General features: G+C 45.7%; 19 protein-coding genes and 1 pseudogene. 7 read left to right on the top strand and 13 right to left on the bottom strand.

Features of this window, described 5'->3' with window-relative positions; genetic code table 11:
• Window positions 1-123: 123 nt before the first annotated feature.
• Entirely contained in the window at window positions 124-1785 is a 1662-nt protein-coding gene (locus tag MTF70_RS06140; protein WP_025768726.1) for a methyl-accepting chemotaxis protein, read from the top strand.
• 122 nt (window positions 1786-1907) lie between these two features.
• Entirely contained in the window at window positions 1908-2402 is a 495-nt protein-coding gene (locus MTF70_RS06135) for a peptidylprolyl isomerase (protein WP_025768725.1), read from the top strand.
• Between the two features lie 117 nt (window positions 2403-2519).
• On the opposite strand, the pseudogene MTF70_RS06130 reads toward MTF70_RS06135, so the two are convergent.
• The 8 genes and pseudogenes from MTF70_RS06130 to MTF70_RS06095 all read right to left on the bottom strand — a co-directional run bounded on the left by MTF70_RS06130 (window position 2520) and on the right by MTF70_RS06095 (window position 9855).
• Window positions 2520-3154: pseudogene (locus MTF70_RS06130) on the bottom strand (DUF2268 domain-containing putative Zn-dependent protease).
• A gap of 68 nt (window positions 3155-3222) precedes the next feature.
• Window positions 3223-4014 (bottom strand): LytTR family DNA-binding domain-containing protein, encoded by a 792-nt coding sequence (locus MTF70_RS06125; protein ID WP_248393866.1) that lies wholly within the window; start codon window positions 4012-4014, stop codon window positions 3223-3225.
• A 15-nt stretch (window positions 4015-4029) separates the two neighbouring features.
• The gene (locus MTF70_RS06120) at window positions 4030-5052 is read right to left on the bottom strand and encodes a sensor histidine kinase (RefSeq protein ID WP_205461211.1); all 1023 of its coding nucleotides are present in this window, start codon (window positions 5050-5052) and stop codon (window positions 4030-4032) included.
• On the bottom strand, window positions 5053-6399 hold the full coding sequence (locus tag MTF70_RS06115) for a hypothetical protein (RefSeq protein ID WP_205461212.1): 1347 nt from the start codon (window positions 6397-6399) through the stop codon (window positions 5053-5055).
• A 45-nt stretch (window positions 6400-6444) separates the two neighbouring features.
• Window positions 6445-7230, bottom strand: coding sequence for an outer membrane lipoprotein-sorting protein (locus tag MTF70_RS06110; RefSeq protein ID WP_158155607.1), 786 nt, complete (start codon window positions 7228-7230; stop codon window positions 6445-6447).
• Window positions 7223-8491: an ABC transporter permease gene (locus MTF70_RS06105; RefSeq protein ID WP_085569468.1), complete on the bottom strand. Its 1269-nt coding sequence runs from the start codon at window positions 8489-8491 to the stop codon at window positions 7223-7225. Before MTF70_RS06105 ends, MTF70_RS06110 begins: the two co-directional genes overlap by 8 nt.
• Window positions 8479-9177, bottom strand: coding sequence for an ABC transporter ATP-binding protein (locus MTF70_RS06100; protein ID WP_005383201.1), 699 nt, complete (start codon window positions 9175-9177; stop codon window positions 8479-8481). The genes MTF70_RS06105 and MTF70_RS06100 overlap by 13 nt, the downstream gene beginning before the upstream one ends.
• A 9-nt stretch (window positions 9178-9186) precedes the next feature.
• Window positions 9187-9855: a hypothetical protein gene (locus tag MTF70_RS06095; protein WP_132936203.1), complete on the bottom strand. Its 669-nt coding sequence runs from the start codon at window positions 9853-9855 to the stop codon at window positions 9187-9189.
• 393 nt (window positions 9856-10248) lie between these two features.
• On the opposite strand from MTF70_RS06095, the gene rodA reads away from it, so the two are divergent.
• Window positions 10249-11331 carry a rod shape-determining protein RodA gene (gene rodA, locus MTF70_RS06090; RefSeq protein WP_065275570.1) on the top strand — a complete coding sequence of 361 codons (1083 nt, stop codon included), beginning with the start codon at window positions 10249-10251 and terminating at the stop codon, window positions 11329-11331.
• Window positions 11332-11404: 73 nt separating this feature from the next.
• On the opposite strand, the gene MTF70_RS06085 is transcribed toward rodA, so the two are convergent.
• The 3 genes from MTF70_RS06085 to MTF70_RS06075 all read right to left on the bottom strand — a co-directional run bounded on the left by MTF70_RS06085 (window position 11405) and on the right by MTF70_RS06075 (window position 14465).
• A complete protein-coding gene (locus tag MTF70_RS06085) occupies window positions 11405-12121 on the bottom strand; it encodes a YebC/PmpR family DNA-binding transcriptional regulator (RefSeq protein WP_005374482.1) in 717 nt (238 codons plus the stop codon).
• 135 nt (window positions 12122-12256) lie between these two features.
• Entirely contained in the window at window positions 12257-12466 is a 210-nt protein-coding gene (locus tag MTF70_RS06080) for a DUF3283 family protein (protein WP_005374484.1), read from the bottom strand.
• 100 nt (window positions 12467-12566) lie between these two features.
• Window positions 12567-14465, bottom strand: coding sequence for an ATP-binding protein (locus tag MTF70_RS06075; protein ID WP_054575279.1), 1899 nt, complete (start codon window positions 14463-14465; stop codon window positions 12567-12569).
• 68 nt (window positions 14466-14533) lie between these two features.
• On the opposite strand from MTF70_RS06075, the gene MTF70_RS06070 reads away from it, so the two are divergent.
• The gene (locus tag MTF70_RS06070) at window positions 14534-15289 is read left to right on the top strand and encodes an ABC transporter substrate-binding protein (RefSeq protein ID WP_005374490.1); all 756 of its coding nucleotides are present in this window, start codon (window positions 14534-14536) and stop codon (window positions 15287-15289) included.
• Window positions 15290-15357: 68 nt separating this feature from the next.
• Here MTF70_RS06070 and ribA read toward each other — a convergent pair whose 3' ends face one another.
• Both ribA and MTF70_RS06060 read right to left on the bottom strand, forming a co-directional pair.
• A complete protein-coding gene (gene ribA, locus MTF70_RS06065) occupies window positions 15358-16419 on the bottom strand; it encodes a GTP cyclohydrolase II (protein WP_005374492.1) in 1062 nt (353 codons plus the stop codon).
• A gap of 238 nt (window positions 16420-16657) precedes the next feature.
• Window positions 16658-16855 carry a hypothetical protein gene (locus MTF70_RS06060; protein ID WP_205461214.1) on the bottom strand — a complete coding sequence of 66 codons (198 nt, stop codon included), beginning with the start codon at window positions 16853-16855 and terminating at the stop codon, window positions 16658-16660.
• 361 nt (window positions 16856-17216) lie between these two features.
• Between MTF70_RS06060 and MTF70_RS06055 the strand changes: the two genes are divergently transcribed.
• The 3 genes from MTF70_RS06055 to MTF70_RS06045 are packed head-to-tail and all read left to right on the top strand — an operon-like array spanning window position 17217 to window position 19467.
• Window positions 17217-18065, top strand: coding sequence for an ABC transporter ATP-binding protein (locus MTF70_RS06055; RefSeq protein ID WP_025768715.1), 849 nt, complete (start codon window positions 17217-17219; stop codon window positions 18063-18065).
• Between the two features lie 2 nt (window positions 18066-18067).
• Entirely contained in the window at window positions 18068-19000 is a 933-nt protein-coding gene (locus tag MTF70_RS06050; RefSeq protein ID WP_025768714.1) for an ATP-binding cassette domain-containing protein, read from the top strand.
• Window positions 19000-19467 (top strand): hypothetical protein, encoded by a 468-nt coding sequence (locus MTF70_RS06045; protein ID WP_005374501.1) that lies wholly within the window; start codon window positions 19000-19002, stop codon window positions 19465-19467. Before MTF70_RS06050 ends, MTF70_RS06045 begins: the two co-directional genes overlap by 1 nt.
• Window positions 19468-19724: the final 257 nt, after the last annotated feature.

Raw genomic sequence — 19724 nt, 5'->3', positions numbered from 1 at the left:
AGTACTTCTGATTGAGTAACTCGGTTAATCTCTAAGCATTACAACAATAAGTATTAACACTTTTATCAGGCAAGCTTATTCAGCTTGTCACTTGTAACGCTGCGCCGAGAGAAGGACGTCTCTATGAATCTGACGATCAGAAAACGACTATATATCCTTTCAATAATTCCAATTCTAACTATGGCAATAGGCATGATGTGGTTCACCTACGTACAAACCACGGCCTACAACGAGCACGAGATTGAGCAAACTCGAAGTCGAATGATGGAGATGAAAAAAGCCGAACTCAAAAGTTACGTACAAATGGCGCGTTCCGCTGTCGAGCCGCTACTCGCACAAAATGCCCCACTGGAAGAGGCTCTGCCTATCTTGAAACAACTAGAGTTTGGTCAATCCGGCTACATCTTTGGTTATGATTCAAAAGGCGTTCGCGTCGTGGTGGGTAAAAACACCAAAGGCATCGGGGAAAACTTCTATAACTTGCAGGACAAGAAAGGCAATTACCTGATTCAGGATTTGCTAAAAAATGCCAAAACTGGTGAGTTCACGACTTATTACTTCCCGAAACTCGGTCAGAGTGAAGCACTACCGAAACTGAGCTACTCAGTCTTTATTCCTGAATGGGACTTGATGTTGGGAACGGGTTTCTACACGGACGATATCGACGCCATTGTGGCAGACATGGAAAAAGCCGCACACGAAGATCTCAACACCACACTGACGGCAATTGCCCTGTTTTGTGCCTCGATTACAGCGATAGTTGCAGTCTTTGCCGTGTTTGTTAACCGCAGCATCATGAAGCCTATTGAGCAGTTTGATGCTTCAATTCACTCTTTCGCGCAAGGCGATGCAGATTTAACCGCGCGCATGGAAGAATCGAGCGTGCCGGAGTTCACCCAACTTAGCCGTAACTTCAATATCTTCGTTGAAAGCCTGCAAGGCATCATTAAGAGCGTTAGCCACGTAGGACAAGAAGTGGTTTCAGAGACCAACGAGATGTCACAGCGTGCATCGCAAGTGGATGAATTAGCTTCTGGTCAACGTGAAGAAACCGAACAAGTCGCAGCGGCAATGACCGAGATGACAGCAACGGCGCACGAGATTTCAAACAACGCTAACCAAGCAGCGCAATCAGCCAGAGACGCCGATGAAAACTCACAACAAGCAAAACACATTGTTGATTCAGCAGCGAACTCTGTCGAAGCACTCGCGCTAGAGGTGTCGGAAGCCAGCACGGTGATTTCTCGTTTAGAGAGCGACGTAAAAAACATTTCTTCTTCTCTGGAAGTGATTCAGGATATAGCCGAGCAAACTAACCTATTGGCACTGAACGCAGCCATTGAAGCAGCCCGTGCAGGCGAACAAGGTCGCGGCTTCGCAGTCGTTGCCGATGAGGTTCGTAAACTGGCGAGTCGCACTCAAGACAGCACAGGCGAAATTCACCAAATGATTGAGCAATTGAAGTCTGGCTCGGATGCGGCAGTGAAAGCCATGGGCTCAAGCCAAGCGCGTGGTGAAGCAACGGTTGAGGAAGCACGAGCAGCCTCTGCCGCACTGCAAGAAATCCAAGCCGCAATTGCTAACATCATGGACATGAACACCTTGATCGCAACGGCAACCGAAGAACAAAGCCAAGTTGGGCAAGAGATTTCACAACGCATCGAAGTCATCTCTCAACAAAGCAGCCAATCGGCGCACCTTGCCAACCAAAACCGTGCAGGCAGTGGTAACCTTAACCACAAAGCTAACGAGCTGTACGACTTGGTGGGACGCTTCACGGTTTAACTTCCTTAACCATACTTAATAGTAGAAACAGCGACGCCTTAACGTCGCTGTTTTTATTTCTGCTATCCTCAAGCGACTTAGCTATAATGCCGCCAACTAAGCACCCACAAGGGCAAAACCAGATGATTACCATGACCACCAATTTCGGTGACATCGAGATTGAACTGAACCTAGAACGAGCACCAGTTAGCTCAAAGAACTTCAAAAAATACTGTGAAGATGGCTTTTACGACGGCACCATTTTCCACCGCGTTATCGACGGCTTTATGATCCAAGGAGGCGGTCACACCGAAGACATGGCAGAAAAGCCAACGCGCGCACCGATCGCGAACGAAGCAAACCGTGGTCTAAAGAACCTTGTTGGCACTATCGCAATGGCGCGTACCGATGCACCGCACTCTGCAACGGCACAGTTCTTCATTAACTTGGAAGACAATGATTTCCTAGACCACACCGCAACGACCAACCTAGGCTGGGGCTACGCCGTGTTTGGTAAAGTGACCGCGGGTATGGATGTCGTAAACCGCATCGCGAAAGTAAAAACGACCTCTAAGCTTGGTCACGATGATGTGCCATGCGATCCAATCATTATCGAGAAAGTGACGATCAGCGAATAAACCCATTCGCCTCTGCAGAGAAATCGTCGCTATAAAACGAAGAAAGCGCCTAACGTCTGATGACTTAGGCGCTTTTTGTTTTTATGACTCAGCCGATTAGTTGGGCTTATAACGAAGTTATTGATAGAAAAGCTCAGCTTTGGCTCCAACCAAATCCAGTTCAGAGCCTTGAAAATCAGCCAGATATTCAGCAACAAGGTTGTACCCAACCCAATACCCCATGTATTTCGGCCAGCGGCTTTCATCGCTGCCAAGAAAGTAAGCGTCGAAGTTGTAATCTAAGCTGGTCAACTTGCCTTTCATCTCAGCGTAGAAAGGGCGCCAATCTTGATCTTGATTTGCTCAAACAAGGTCGGAGTGACGCCGCCATTCACCTTACGTTCGAAGTGACAAGCTAACCCTTCCATAATTAGTACATCACCAAGTGCAACGCCACTTTCTCCCGCTCGCATACGGAACAGGTGATGCAACTCATGCGCTAACACCGCAGCTAGTTCTTTCTCAATAACGTTTTTAATATCTGCACGTTGGGTATTAAGAAGAATCTCCACACGATAGGCGCTTAAGCAATAGCCACCAATCCCCGTCTGCGGTACGTCATTGCGATCAAATGGGCTAATGGTGAGGTCAATGTTGCTTAAATCAAAGTAACTAGAAAGTTGTGAGCTCAGATCATCAAGTTTCTGATGCAAATACTCAGAAATTGGAGACAGTTCTCCCGTCGCATTTAACAGGGTTACGCGATAACTCATTTATCTTCCTTGATAATGTGGCTTAAGAGCAGCGAGTTTACAGTGTAAAGAGTGAGCAGTTCTAGCGATTACATCCCTTTGAACAAACTTTGAGATGCACGGCTCACAGGGAGCTTGTTTTCTCCAACGTGAACAAACATTCTTCCAGCAAAGTCTTTGTTTACTTTGCTAATTTTGCACACTTGCACAACGCTTGAACGGTGTACTTGCCAGAACTGTTCTGGGTTAAGCTGCCCTATCAACTCTTTCAACGAGGTGCGAATCAAATACTCCTGCACTTTGCCTTGTCCTTGTTGGGCATACACAGAAACGTATTTTTCTTCCGCTGTGAAATACAGCACATCAGACGTGCCGATCAGATGAATATCTTCCCCTTGCGTCGCTTTGATCCACTGAAGATATTGCGGCGTTTGTGGAGCAGATAATTGCTGCAGTTGCTCTAACAGGCTGCTCATCTGCACATTACTGCTTTCTTGCTCTCGCTTAGCAAGGCGTATTTTCACTCTTTCACACGTCGTAAGGAGGCGCTCATCCGAGATAGGCTTGAGCAAATAATCGGCGGCATTTTGCTCAAAAGCTTTGATGGCGTAATCATCGTACGCGGTGACAAACACAATCAAAGGTGGATTGGCGAATTGATTGAGTTTTTGCGCTAATGTCATGCCATCCAAAACTGGCATACGAATATCGAGAAACGCAATATCAGGTTGACTTTGCTCAATGGCTTGCAACGCTTGTTCACCATCGGCGACTTTGGCTATCACCTCTAGCTCTGGCCACACTTCAGCTAGGCTTTTATCAAGATGACGCCTCAATAACGGTTCATCATCAGCAATAATGGCAGTAAACCCTGTATTCATTCCTTTCTTCCTTGATTACGATTCCATTGGCCAGCGCAAGCGAACACAAACGCCACCCTGAGCAGACTCACTGATAGAAACCTCTCCTTGACCTGCGAACAAAGCTTCAACTCGCTGCTTGAGATTACTTAGACCCACGCCAGACCCCATGTGCCCACTCACGTGATTCAAGCCAACACCCGTGTCTCTGACTTCAATCCTCAAGTTCTGTTGTTCGCGCTTGATGAGCAAGCTGACTTCACCACCCTCTCGCTTCGGCTCAATACCATGGATGATGGCGTTTTCGATTAAGGGTTGAAGCATCATCGGCGGTAATTCGGTTCTGCCTAGCCCTTCTTCCACCTCAATCTTGTAACTGAGTCGATCACCCAAACGAGTTTGTTGGATGCCTAAGTAAGCCTCAAGTAACGCCGTTTCATTGTCTATGGTGGTGTGTTCTTCGCGTGAGCTTTTGAGCGTTGCACGCAGCAGCGCGGTTAACTGTTCTAGCATCAGCTTGGCTTTATCAACATCTTGCGACATGAGCGCACTGATATTCGCCAAGGTATTGAATAGGAAATGCGGTTCAATCTGGCTTTGCATCTGCTTAAGCTGACTTAGCAACAGCGCACGATCTTGCTCTGCTTTCTCGCGCTTGATGGCTTCCAACTCTCGTTGAGCAACCGCCTCTTTCTCACGCGAGTAAAAATAGAAATAACACATACCGCTAAACAGTAATCCCATTAAGCCAACAGGGATCATATCGGAGATACCAAAATACTCTCCGAGCCAAAATTGCGCATTAATCACCCCAAACAATAAACAGGCAACAAGCGAACACACCACTTCTATCATACGTGGGATGGCTGGAAACAAACGGTCAATCAACCATGAGAAGAAGATAGCCGAATAGCCAAATCCGAAGCTAACCGCCACATGAATGTAAAATGGACCGCCCCAAACCGAGAGCGTCATTGCTGCGATAAAGAGACAAAATGCCGTGGTCACTAATAAGCTACGCGGCCATCCACTTTTCACCACTGATTTTGCTGAACACATTTAGAATTTCCCTTTGATGTTAAATACAATCATATGCTTATCATTGATTTGTGCGTAAGCAGATTGGTCGTCTCCGGTTAAAAAGCGTGCGGCAACTTCCACTTCTACACTTTGATCGCCAGTATCAATCCATTGGTAGTTAAGCCACTGCGTGACAATCACACCACCATCTTGCGGCGACAACATCACATCCAACGTAGGGGTTACATCACTTAGCCAGCCCATATCCGCTTTACCGTTCCATGCAGCCCACGCTTCCAAATCCCAACTCCAGTGCAGCATTAGGTTATGCTGAACGATATTGGCATGCTGAAACCCTTGGGCGTAGCTTGTCGCAAGTAGAGCGCTGCTAGCCAACAGAGAGTTGTTAGGTTCAGGGATCTGAGAGAGTAATTCGCCACGCTCTATTGCTTGTTGCCATTCGCTTTTCGACCATGCTTGGCTGTCGTACCAATATTCAGCAATCACGTTGTGTCCGGCTTGGTTTGCCCAATTCACCCCAACTAAGGCTTGGAATGCGCTGCCCTGCTCCTCAACCGAAACGGGTTGGTAAAGATCATCCTGATGAAACTGATAGCCAACATTTTGCTTTTGCCACAGCATGGAACCGTGCATGGCGATGGATTCATCCCACACCGCAATGGCACTGGCTCCGAGTAAACCTCGGCGCACATCATCGTAATAACCAATAAGTTGATACTCGGTATCACCCACCAGCGCATAACGACGAATACCAACACCTTGCTGCTCTGCGGCTTGATCCAGTGCACTTTGGTCTTGTTGCCCCCAACTTGAATCCGTTGCAATCACCGTCCACTCGCCTGCCATATCGTAGTGTGAGAGTGAAAACACACCCGCACCTTCTTCTGCTACTAAGCCAACAGGGTTTTGTCGATACGGCTTAAACAGATCCAAAGGTCGGTAGCCATAACCCACGCCCCAATCCACGCGCAACTTACCCAAACTCACATCAAGAGTGGTATCTCCGACTTGCCACTCCCCTAGCCAAGCCAGCTCTCTAATCAGCAATTGGTTATCAGCTTCACTCCACCAATCACTCTTTCCTTGTTGATTGAGGTACAAACCTTGGCTGTACAGAGCAAACAAGCCACTGAAGTTCTGATAATTCACCTGCACATCCAACAGTGCATTAAGTGAATCACGAGAACTGCCCTGCGCCTGCATAAATGCGCTGTCACGCTGCTTGGCAGTTTCGTAACTGACAGCCCAATCCCACTCAAAACTCAGCTCATCATTGGCAAAAACAGGGGCTGACGCGCCCACACACAATGAGGCAGCAATCAACAAACTGGTGCTTTTGTTAAGGTTAGGCTGGCGCGATTTCATGTGTCTTCCTTGCTCGTTTTAATGGTTCTATTTACGAAGCTCAGACTAAAGCTGAGTCGTGTTGGCTTTTGGCAAATAACTTGGATTGTAGAACTTGTTATCCAGCTGCCAAGGCACGATTTCTTGGTACTCGATAACGGTCTTTTTGCTCGGCTGAATGCTATCAAGCAAAGTCATCTCACTGACGTAGTCTTCGCCATTGTCGCTTGCACGTCCGTATTGCGCTTGCTTGGCGAGTTTGCCAGAGCGCAAGTAGAGATCAGCTTTAATTGGAAACGCATCTTGCTCAGACAACCATAAGTCGATCTTCTGATAGCTCGCCCCTTTGGTTTTCGCGGTTAAGGCAAGGTGATAAGCCGCAACACTTTCTCCATTCACCGAAACAGTTTCTGTCGCTTTCCATTCACCTTGATAATCTTGGCTCCACGTCAGGGTTGAGATGTCGCCGATAGACGCTTCACCAAGCAGCTTCTGCATTGGCGTAATGCGAATCGGACGGCGGCTCTTTGGCATTTGCAGCCAGTAGTTGTCGCCCATCATCAACATCTTTTGCCCTGCTTCAACCGCTGATTTGAATACCACCAACGATTCACGATTTGGACGCGTGTACACGTGGTAAAGGCGAGTTTTATCTAACTCTTGGTCTTGATATAAGCGCACCAGTGACACCACTTTGGAGGAATCATCTTGCAAGCGGTAGCTGTCGGCTTTTTCAATCAATTGCGCGACTTGCTGTGCATCTAACGCTGTTTCATTCGCACTGGCATTCATGCTTACAACGCCGCTTGCCGTCAGCAATGCAATTGGTAATAGTGATTTGAAATTAAACATAAATCAGTGCCTCCGTAATTGGCTTGTTCACCCCTTTGCGCGCCGAGAAAAACGCCGCAACCAAACAAATCATCAATACTGCGAATCCTGCTATAGCCACCAGCTCCCAAGAGAAGTAAATCGTTAATGGGTAACCTTCTGTGCGTCCTGGCGGTGGCGGCATTTGCACATCCACGACCATCAGTAAGACGGTGACTAACGCAGTAAACAAAGCGCCGATTAAGCTGCCAATCACGGCAAGTAACCCTGCTTCGCGCAAGAACCCAGCAACAATTTCGCGAGGGTAGCTACCAAGTGCTGACAAGGTGCCAATTTCACGGGTACGCTCGGTGACCGACATGGTCATGGTGTTAAACAGCGCGACAAATACCACCAGTGCCATTACTGCACCCATGATGCCGAAGATACGGTCGTACAAATCTTTCACTTTGAGATAGAAGAACGCGCGCTCTTGCCAAGGCGTAATCTCAATATCTTGGTCGCCAAAGTTCTGCTTTTGCTTACTCAGCACCGAAGCCACTTGTTGCTCGACTTGGTTAGTTAAACTGGTATCGAACAGGAAGACAGATAACGCACTGACTTTGTCTGAACCGAGCAACGATTGCGCGCTGTTGATGTGTATGTAAAGTTGGCGTTTATCAAGCTCAGGCACGCCAGTTGAGTAGATGCCACGTACTTTGAAGTCATACGCATTCAATGCACCGTCGGTTGTGGTCGCCAGCAAGGTGATCCAATCGCCAACGTGCACGCTTAAGTTGTTCGCCAAATCAACGCCAAGCATCACTTCCGGCTCTGCTGGGTCATAACGCGATGCATGAATGTTGGACAGCGTTTGTCCTTCGCGCACATCCAAAAACGGTCCTTTCATATCGAATTCGCGCTCGTTCACGCCAATACCGATAAAGATCGATGATTTGTTGCCGTTGGAAATCAAACCACTGAACTCAACTCGTGGCTGCACGCCTCGCACTTCGTTTAAGCCAATCAATTGCTTGGTGATGTCGTCGGCGTGAGTTAAACCGTTACTCAGTGGCATCTCTTCTTCTTTAGCGAAGTAACCCGGCGTGGTTAACGTCAGATGCCCCGTGTCACGTGCTGTCGATTCTTTCAAACTGTCGTAGGTGTAAAGACCAAAACCACCCGCACTGGTTAACGCAAACACGGCAATGGCGATGATCAGCATCGACAACAAACTGCGGCGGCGATTGCGTTGCAGGTTCAACCAAGCAAGGCGAACGGAAACTGGAATTAGCTTGCCCATGAAACCTCCTCCACACTTGCGTGCGTTTGGGTAATTTTGCCATCCACCAATTCAATGGTGCGATCACAGCGGGATGCCATACGAGGGTCGTGTGTGGCGACGATAAAAGTGGTGCCAAGCTCATGTCCAAGCCCTTTCATAATGTCGATGACCTTGTTGGCAGTTTGGCTATCAAGACTTGCGGTTGGCTCATCAGCAATCACCAACGCTGGTTTGTGCACTAACGCACGAGCAATTGCCACGCGTTGCTGCTGACCGCCAGATAGGTTATCGGGCATGTGATGAATAAACTCACCCAAGCCAACGTGTTCTAGCATTTGTGTGGCGAGCTCGGTTTGTTCTGCTTTTGAAAAACCGTTGAGATGTAGCGGATAAGCCACGTTCTCTAACGCTGTCATCACAGGGACAAGATTGAATTTTTGGAACACAAAACCAAGCTTTTCACGACGCATTTTCGCCGCCTGCATTTGTCCGGTTGGGTATGGGCTGCCTGCAAATGTCACCTGACCTTGGTATTGAGTATCCAGCATGCCAAGCACGTTAAGTAAGGTGCTTTTGCCTGAGCCAGACGGTCCGCACAATGCCACCATTTCGCCGGAAAACACTTCACCAGAAACGTCTCGTAATGCACGCACCGTTTGGCTGCCAAGGGCGTAATCGCGGCTAAGTTGATTAAAAACAATCATGACGCCTCCCTAATATTTCGCTAGCAACGCTTTCGCGGTTTGCGTTTCTAGATTGCTGTCGCCCAACTTCTCCATTTGCGCTAACCATATTTTGGCTTGTTGAACATCTTCAGCGCGCAGTGCCGCTTCAATGGCGTAGCGATAAATCCACGAAGTAGCCGCGAAAGGTTGTTGGCTAAAACTCGGTTCATCGAGCAGAGAAAGGTACAGCTCGTAGCCACGCTCAAAGTGATTGAACATATCTGGCAGAGAAGTAAAGGTAGTGGCTGCCATGGCGGTGGCTAATTGATATTCCGGCAAGCCTTGTAAGCGCTGTTGTTCTTGCAGTGGTACTGGCTGATTCGCCATTAGATCCAAACCTTTTTGGATTGTGGCAAGACCGCGCTCGGTGAACTTCATCTTGTTCCAAGGCATAAACGCCTCACGACCTTGCAACGTCTCTGCACTGCCTAAATACACCAAGGTCACTGGCGTTGCGCCTTGCTCTTCGAGTTGTTTGGATAATTCGCCGTAAACGGTATCAACTAAACCAGAGTCACCCTGCGCCGCTTGGTTGAATTGACTGAGTGTGCGCTCGCTTGGGTTAGCCAGAGCCAGATTGCTGCTGAGTGCAAATGCGGCGATAAACGTACTTGCCAGTTTAAGAGCTTTGATTGAGCGAGATTGAGAAACCATCATGTACTGTCCTTAGTTGAACGTGATTTGATGGTTTCAGATTAAGGGAGAAGATCGCACGCTGCTTTTACATGCGACCAATGGCAGTTATGCGGAGTGAATGGTATTGAGAGAGGATGAATGACATTCACTTAAACAGAAAATACAATTCCGCTCATTCGTAACTCTACATTTTTACGGCAGTCACAATAAAAACACTGGCTTAAAATCTGAGGCTAGTGTATTTATCCATCCCACAGCTACCCATAACAGACAGTGTCGCACTCTCCTTTCTTACACACCTTTGCATGGTGTCTGTTGTTTCCAAATCGAGATTCTTAGCATCGGAATAGTTTGAACTCTTCGAGTTTTAGTTGTTTTCGCACTCAAAATAGGTGCGTTATTAGGTCGTTGAAAATGAATAAGCGTTATTTCCCAAGAGTTGATTTGCCACTACTCATGGCGATCATTCCGATCATGCTGTTAAGTTCGCTCACTCTCTGGAGTGCCAGTAGCTTTAATGAGGCGATGCTCTTCAAACATTTGGCGCGCTGCGGACTGACATTAGTTTGTATCTTGGTCATGTCCTCGATTCCAGCGTCCAGCTATCAACGCTCAGCTCCATATCTCTACATTATTGCGGTTGCGCTGCTACTTGCTGTCGCTTTATTTGGTGATAGCACCAATGGCTCTCAACGTTGGCTCGATATCGGCTTCTTCCGCTTTCAACCGTCTGAGCTAATCAAACTTTCCATTCCAATCATGATCGCCTGGATGCTGCATATTGAAGGAGGTCGACCAGACAGTCGGAAAATTGCGTTTTGCTTACTTATTACAATGATTCCTGCCGGGTTAATCGCGCTACAACCGGATTTAGACGGTGCAGTTTTTACCATCATTTATGCATTGTTCGTTTTGTTTTTGGCTGGCATGAGCTGGAAAATAATCTGCGGGTTTATTGCGAGCATTTTAACGTTAGCACCTATTTTATGGTTCTTCGTTATGGAAACCTATCAAAAGAGCCGTGTAACACAGTTCTTGCACCCTGAGTCCGATCCACTGGGTTCGGGCTACCAAATCATACAATCTTTGATTGCGATTGGCTCAGGCGGTATGAAAGGTAAAGGTTGGATGAATGCAACGCAGGGAACACTTGGGTTTATTCCAGAAAGTCATACGGACTTTATTTTTTCGACCTATGCAGAAGAATGGGGCTTTGTTGGCAGTTTAGTCTTACTCGCATTGTACTTGTTTATCACTGCACGCGTTATGTTGCTTGCATGTCAGTCTGACCACTTTTTTAGTCGGCTGGTAAGTGGCGCATTAGCGATGAGCTTTTTTCTGTATGCTTTTATCAATACGGGCATGGTGAGTGGCTTGTTGCCAGTAATGGGTAGCCCACTTCCCTTCTTTAGCTATGGCGGCACGGCGATGCTAACTCAAGGTATCTGTTTTGGTGTAATCATGTCGCTGTGTTATTCCAAATATCGTAACGCATAGCTCTGCTTGAGAAAAAGCGATCAAAAAAAGGCTTCCCTGAGGAAGCCTTTTTACAACGATATGAGCGAATTAATTACAGCTCTGCGTTGTGGTAAACCTGCTGAACATCATCACAGTCATCTAGAAGATCTAGGAATTTCTGGAACTTCTCAGCATCTTCACCCGATACAGGCGTATGAGTTTGCGGAACGAATGTGATTTCTTCAACATCGATCGTTAGATCTGGGAATGCACCGTTAAGCGCAGTTTTTGTTTTGAAGAATTCAGTGTGAGGTGCGAATACAGTGATAACACCGTCTTCTAGCTCAACGTCAGTAACGTCTACGTCTTCCATCATTAGCGTTTCTAGGATGATTTCATCATCGTCGCCTTTGAACTGAAATACCGCTTGGTGATCGAACATGTGAGAAACCGAGCCCTCAACACCAATTTTCGCACCGACTTTCACAAAGCATTGGCGTACATCTTGGAAAGTACGGTTGCCGTTGTCTGTTAGACAGTCAACGATAACGCTAGTACCGCCAGGACCGAAGCCTTCGTAACGTGCTGGAGTGTAGTCTTCACCACCGCCACCGTTCGCTTTGTCGATCGCTTTATCGATAACGTGCGCAGGAACTTGGTCTTTTTTCGCTTTTGCGATCAGGTGCTTCAAAGACAAGTTCATGTCTGGATCACCACCACCGTTTTTCGCGCACATGTAAATTTCTTTACCGTATTTGGAATAAACTTTAATTTTCGCGCCTGCAGTTTTCGCCATAGAGGCTTTGCGCACTTCAAAACTTCTTCCCATCGGGATGTCTCTCTAAATTCAAATTTAATGCGAAGGATTTTAGCAAAAAGCGAAACCTTTTCAATTTCGCTTAGCAAAGGAATAGGGAGGTTACCTCATTCGTCGCATTGGATTGAACCATTGCCACGGTTCGCGTTAAGCGACACCCATTACTCGTTTGTACTTTTCGACCGATTGCTGGAAAAACGCCTTTTCATCAGCATCGTTAATCTTGGACAACTGTTCTTCTATTGCTTCAGGACCAGATTTGGCCTCTCTGAGCTTCCAAACCAAAAACGACGCCTGCTTATCCAGTTCGATTTTGTTTTTTTCGTCAGGCGGCAATAGGGATAGATTAAACGACATTCACAGCCTCAAGGTACTTTAAATACTAGCCGGGCACTATATCACACAGAGTTACAATTACAGAATAGAAACGCACTTAACTTGATCGATTTCAAGTTAACTATTTAGGCACAGCGCTGATTTTCAGTGCTTTTGGTAAATGCTGTTCGAATATTTGTTGTAATCGAGTCTTGGTAACGGGTTTAGCCACGAACTCGTTCATCCCAACATCGAAGCAATGTTGCTGATCCTCTTTAATGACATTGGCACTTAGCGCAATAATTGGAACGTGTTTCCCCCACTCTCCCATTTTTCGAATTCGCTCCGTAGCAATAAACCCATCCATCACAGGCATTTGGCAGTCCATAAAAATCAAATCGAAAGGCTGCTGATCACACAGCTGCAATGCTTCTTCGCCATGGTTGGCGACACTCACTCGCACACCCAGTTTTTCTAACATGATGCGAACTACCTTCTGATTGACGATGGTATCTTCAACAACCAATACCCAAGGTTTATCGTTATCTTGAGGGCTGATTTCGTTGTCTTCCGCTTTCGGGAAATCTAATACATTAAGTTGGTCGGTATAGGTCGATTGCGCATTTATTACAGCAACAGGAATCGAAAATTCAAAACAGCTTCCCAGCCTAAGCTCACTTGTTAGTTGTATTTCCCCTCCCATCAAGTTAACCAACTGTGCAGCTATCGCCAAACCAAGCCCTGTCCCACCATACTTTCTGGTGGTACTACCATCAGCTTGTTGGAAGCGTTCGAAGATTGCTTGTTGGTGCTCTTTCGCAATACCAATACCAGAATCCACAACTCGAAACCGGATATGAGCGGTCTCTCCATCAAGTCGAGATAACGCTACAAGAAGCTTCACATGGCCGCGCTCGGTAAATTTAATCGCGTTGCTCAACAAATTGTTCAGAACTTGTTTCAATCGTGTGGCATCACCTTGCACTTCCATTGGCAAGTGAGGATCAATATCGCTGAGCAGCTGTAAGTTTTTCTGCTTGGCTTTGACACTATGTAAACTGATGACATCGTCAAGTAGCTCGCGAAGATCATAGCTCGTGTATTCCAGCTCTACTTTGCCAGCTTCAACTTTAGAGAAGTCCAAAATGTCGTCGATGATCGTCATTAGTGAGTGAGAAGAACTGTCAATGATCTCTACAAACTCTTTTTGCTGGGGATCGAGGTCGGTGTCATTGAGCAACGACGACACACCAATAATGCCATTCATCGGTGTGCGGATCTCATGGCTCATAGTGGCAAGAAACTCACTTTTTTTACGATTAGCGACTTCTGCCCTATCGCGTTCAGCCTCTAACTCAGTCTGGTGCTCTTTCACTTTCTCAACACTTCGGTTGTATTTCTCTGCCAAAACACTCACTTCATCAAAGCACCATCGTTTAGGGAGAGTCACTTTACTCGGCACTGTACCGCCACGAAAATCGCTCACCGCACCAGACAGCAATTGTAACGGATTGACCAACAAGCGAAACGCCACCCAAAGAACACCAATGATGAGGACAAGAATTTTGATCGCTTCTGTCGTAAGTAGAAAAAAGAACTGCTGCCAAAGATCTTCATATATCGCGCTAAGATCCGATTGAACCGTTAATATCGCGAGATCATACGTTTTATCGCCGACCCGATACTGCATCGGCCAGCTTCTCTCGACAACATCCTCAGAAAGCGCCGAACCTAATTCAATGATAACTTCGTCTTCACTAGCAATACGTAAGTAGTCCACCGAGGGCATACGCATTGCACCTTGAGCTTGTGTCAGCAACAGCTCCCTATCCTCTACCCACAAACTCGCAGAAAAGCTCGATAAATAGCTAGACTCAACCTGCTTTAATTCAACATCTAAATGGGCTAAATCTTCGTGAAAAACTCGATATAAGCTCACTGTAGAAATGATGACCGTAAAGATTAAACTCAACGTTAATACCGCCAACATAAGTTGGTTGCCGATACTAAAACGACGTTGAGATCGCTCTTTTTCATCCATATGAAACCGCTCCGATAAACTTGCGCTACTCTAAATATAGCTACGCACAAATAATAATCGAGGATACGATGAAAAGACTTCTACTTAGATTGGCTTTTAGCTTAATTGTTGTAAGTTCTCATGTGACCGCAAATCAAGTGAACTATTACGTCATTGCTGAACAAGCTCGACCATTTCAAATTGAACAACAGGGACAAATGCACTCCGGAATTGTGACCGATATCGTCAGCGCTATCTTCGCGGAGTCGGATTACCAAGTGAATTATCATACTTATCCATTTAAACGTATGATTTCCATATTGGAAGAAGGCGCTGAGCCAAACTGGTTAACTTATGGCAGCCCGAACTGGGGCAAGGTGCAATCGGAAAATTTATCTGAGGAGCCCATTTACACTGTAAAACATGTACTGGTGTCGAGTAGCGAGAAGCCTTTAGAATTCAAAAATATGGATACGATGCATGGTCGTTCTATTGTATTACTGCTGGGGTTTGATTATCCAAATTTAACACCGTTCTTTGAAAATGGCAGTGTCAATGAAATGCGTGTGAAAGACTACAACGCCGCATACCGAGTGATAAGCCGAACCCCTGGAGATACAGCTTTTGTCGAGATGGAATCCCGAGTCCTTTACAACTTAAAGCGACTCAATTTGCCGTTAGAGAATTTTCAGATACAGCCTTTCAGCTCGGTTATTCCTGACTACTCAATCTACCTAGCTTTTTCACCTCAAATGCAACCAGAAACTCAAAATTACATCAATACACGACTCGTTGAATTAAAAGCCTCAGGGGAAATTGATGAAATCATTCAAAAGTATCAATGAATCAACTCATTAACAAAAACGCCAACGATGATACGTTGGCGTTTTTGTTTCTGGGAAATCTGTAGCACTTACTTAATGTGGTTAACAAACTTAGGATCAAACATGTGCCCCAATTTACTCGCCTTGGTTTGCAGGTAATGTTGATTACTTGGGTTATTCCCTTCTTGTAATGGCACTCGTTCAATGACGTTAATATCAACCGCTTTTAAGGCGGCGAGCTTGCGTGGGTTATTCGTCATTAGACGCACAGCGTCAATCCCCAAATGCTCTAGCATTCCTTTACAGAACGCGTAATCACGCATATCAGCGGCAAAACCTAAACGCTCATTTGCTTCCACGGTATCTGCGCCATCATCTTGTAAGTGATAGGCACGAATTTTATTAATCAAGCCGATTCCACGCCCTTCTTGACGTAAATAAAGCAGCACGCCACATCCCTCTTTGACGATGTTTTGTAGCGCTCTATTAAGCTGAAAACCACAGTCACAACGCGTGCTAAATAGAGCATCTCCGGTAAGACACTCCGAATGCAACCGAATAAGTGGAGCTGCACTTTTTGTTGGCTCACCATAGACCAGAGCAAGATGCTCTTTATTTGTCGCGGCTTCAATAAAGCCGTACATCATAAATGTGCCCCACTGGGTGGGCAATTTGGCTTTATCGATAAACTTCACGAGATTGTAAGGCTCAACATGTCTCAGCTCTGCCCGCACATTCATCAGAATCTCTCCTAGATGATTTTCTCCTTTACCATCTCCCCCGTCTCCCCAAAAGGCATCTTTATGAGAATGCTCTGTTAGGCAAGCGTTACCCGTTCTCATCAATTGCTGCGCTAATGGTGGATTTTGTAGAAACTTTTCCCTAACGATGAAAGCCATAACAGCCAACTTTATATCGTCCCAATCGCTTCTGACAAAGTGTTCGTATTTGCGGCTTAAAGCAAACGCTTCGTCAGGGGTGCTTGCGTGCTGAATTTTACTTTGCAACTGAGCATCGAGAAACTTTTGGGCTTGGTAATAATGTTCGCTGGTGGGCCAAGTTTGGGAGGAGATATTGACTGGGGCATGGCAAAAATTTGAGAGAAAACCGTGGGGCTCATCGGGCTCATAAAAAAGGATTTGATCAACCATACTTGCGCTCCTTGCTTTGTGGTTGCGATAATCAACAAAAAGCATATCGCTACTGATATATCTAGTAACACAAGGTCAGATTGTCAAACTTCTTCGGGACGGGACGTGAGTGTGAAACTCGTGCTTTTGAGGCGCAAGACAGATAAATGGAGGGTTTGAATAAGAGAATAATAGAGTGAAAAAATAAAAAGGGCAGTCCGTCGACTACCCTATGGGTTGCTAAACCAACCTGAGGCGATCAGTGTATCAAGCCAAGCTCCCTTGCTTCTTCAACGGTCAACCCACTTTCACGGATCTCACGTAACGCTTCAATGCGTCTTCTGGCTTCTGCTGATTTCACTGTTTTCTCTGGCTTCACAACGGTTTCCTCATCAGGTAATTCCCATTTGTGAGCGATGTTGGTCATCTCGTCATGGTCGATAGAATTAATAGACATATTTCCTCCGAACACACCATGTTTTCGATGCGTAATCTATAGCAAAACCGGAACAAGGTGGTAAGAAAAACTGTAGGGAAATGTGACCCCTCCCGCCCTTTCGTTAACTCCTTAATAGATTCATCATTTAAGTTTTGCCAAGGGACAAATTTACGATTAAATTTGAGTAATTCCCCCTACGAAAAGTGTGCTGATCTAGCTCTCAATTCTGCTCTTCTTTAGCTTTATCAACGACGAATTACACCACTTCCTGTTTCATCTAACTTTCGAGTCACTTCACTGATTCATGGTTTGATACTTTCTAAAAACCGCCACACCTGATAATGATAATAATTATCTTTTAGATTGGTTAGGTGTTTATATGGATGGTATTAACTTAAGTCATGCATACCACAATGACCCGGTCATCCAGATCCGAGATTTGTGCGTCGATTACATCACTGATAATGGTGATTTTAATGCGGTAAAGTCCGTCAGCCTTGATATCGGCAAAGGCGAAGTATTTGGTCTTGCCGGTGAATCTGGATGTGGTAAAAGCACAATCGCATTCTCAATAAATCGTCTTCATAAGCCGCCAGCGTTCATTTCTGGCGGTAAAATATGGTTTGATGGCAAGGATATCCTTAGTATCTCAGACTCTGAGCTGACCGCTCTAAGGTGGAGTGAAATCGCCATGGTGTTCCAGAGCGCGATGAACTCACTCAACCCTGTCTTAACGATACAAGAGCAATTTGCAGATGTGTTACGACACCATCAAGGCCTCACTAACGCTCAAGCAAAAGATAGAGCAGAAAAGTTGTTGGACTTGGTCAATATTCCTCGAGAACGCTTAGCAGAATATCCTCATCAATTTTCAGGAGGAATGCGTCAGCGGTTGGTGATAGCCATTGCTTTGTCTCTAAATCCAAAACTGATCATTATGGATGAACCCACAACAGCATTAGATGTAGTGGTACAGAGAGAAATTTTACAGCAAATTTATCAGCTTAGAGATGAGTTCGGTTTTTCAGTCCTCTTTATCACTCATGACCTGGCACTCATGAGCCAACTATGTGATCGAATTGCAATCATGCGTCACGGAGAAATCGTCGAAGTCAATCGAGCATACGATATACGCAATCATCCTCAACACCCCTACACGCAAAAGCTATGGGCTTCTTTCCCAAACATCCATGACGTCCACAAACAACCAGAGTTACAAGGAGCGTAACCATGAGCCAGCCTATCATCCAAATGAAAAATGTGATTAAAGAATTCAAAGTGGGCGGTGGTTTAGCGAAAGAGGAAACCTTTCGTGCGCTTCAAGGAGTGACTTTTGATCTGTACGCAGGAAAAACCTTGGCTTTGGTTGGAGAATCAGGCTGCGGTAAGAGTACTTGCGCTCGCTTAATAACCAAAGTCTACCCTGCAACGCAAGGCGAGATCCTTTTCAATGGCACTGACATAAATGAGATCACGTCACGATCGGCTCTACAAGAATATCGCAGTAAAGTACAAATGGTGTTTCAAGATCCGTTTGGCTCTCTCAATCCAACTCATACCATTCGCCATCACCTAACACGTCCTTTAAAAATTCATAAACAAGTCAAAAACGAGCGCGACATCCCAGCCCGCTTGGAAGAGCTCCTAAAGCTGGTGGAACTACCAGAAGAGACACTGAATAAGTTCCCTCACGAACTCAGTGGTGGGCAACGTCAGCGAGCAAACTTAGCAAGGGCTTTAGCGGTAGGTTCGCAAATCATTCTTGCGGATGAGCCTACGTCTATGCTGGATGTTTCTATTCGCTTGGGAGTGTTGAATTTAATGCAACGAATGAAGCAAGAACTGGGAATTGGTTTTTTATACATCACTCATGATCTGGCGACTGCGCACTACATCGCGGAAGAAACCGCAGTAATGTACAAAGGGCAAATCGTTGAATGGGGCGACACTCATTCAATACTTAAGAACCCGCAGCATCCTTATACTAAGCTGTTGATTTCTGCCGTTCCTGATCCTGACTTACCTTTTGGTAACTTAGTGAAAAATGAGCCAAACTATTCGATAGATGCCGATGAAATTCGTCAACGTAGCAGCATAATTGTCGACGAATTTGATCAAATAGGGCCAAATCACTATGTAAAACAATGGACTGAGGCAGCGTAATGGATTTGAGTACTTGGCAAGATCAAATAGCCATGTGGTACGAACAGCGGAAACATGATCAAGTAGAAAAATTGGAAACGATCTTATATCAGGTGCCTGATGACGTGTTTGGACCCGAATTGAGTGATCTTCAAAGTAAAGCGATTGCTTGCTGGTTGGATGGATGTTTACGCGTGTTTCAACATGCAAGGTACCAAGACCCTCAGAAAGCATATCAAACCTTGCTTTATACGAGTGCAAAGCTTGAACAAGCAGCATGCCAAGTCTCGACTGATATTCTGATCAAAGATTGGTGTTTGAGACGACTTCAGCATCTTACCGTTGTGGCGTTAGAGTTTTGTAATCAGCAGTGTGATCAAAACAAGTGGCAGGAACAAGCCCATAGCTTAATCGAATCACATGTTGCGTTGATGCGTTCATTACATTGGAATGAACCTAAGAAGCATGATCAAGGTTTGCCTCATTAGTCCGGAAAAATGATCAAGGCTTAATTAGCGGAATTTTAGGTAAAAAAAAGCGAGTTTCCTGAGGAGAAACTCGCGAAGTCTATTCAGAATGAATGTAACAATATGAGCCAATCTATTAATCATCAGAAAGGACAAAAGGTTGTCTATTCGGGATAAATAGTAGTATTAGGCTTGGCTTCTAATGTCAGTGGTTTGTAAGAGTTAAGTCTGTTTTTTATCATCGAAAGACATTGTTACATTTCAAACCGATACATCAC

The sequence above is a fragment of the Vibrio sp. 2CM40D genome (genome assembly GCF_023161825.1).
Classification (GTDB): Bacteria; Pseudomonadota; Gammaproteobacteria; order Enterobacterales; family Vibrionaceae; genus Vibrio; species Vibrio alginolyticus.
The sequence above is the reverse complement of the archived record's forward strand: the minus strand, read 5'-3'. Positions and strand labels throughout refer to the sequence as shown.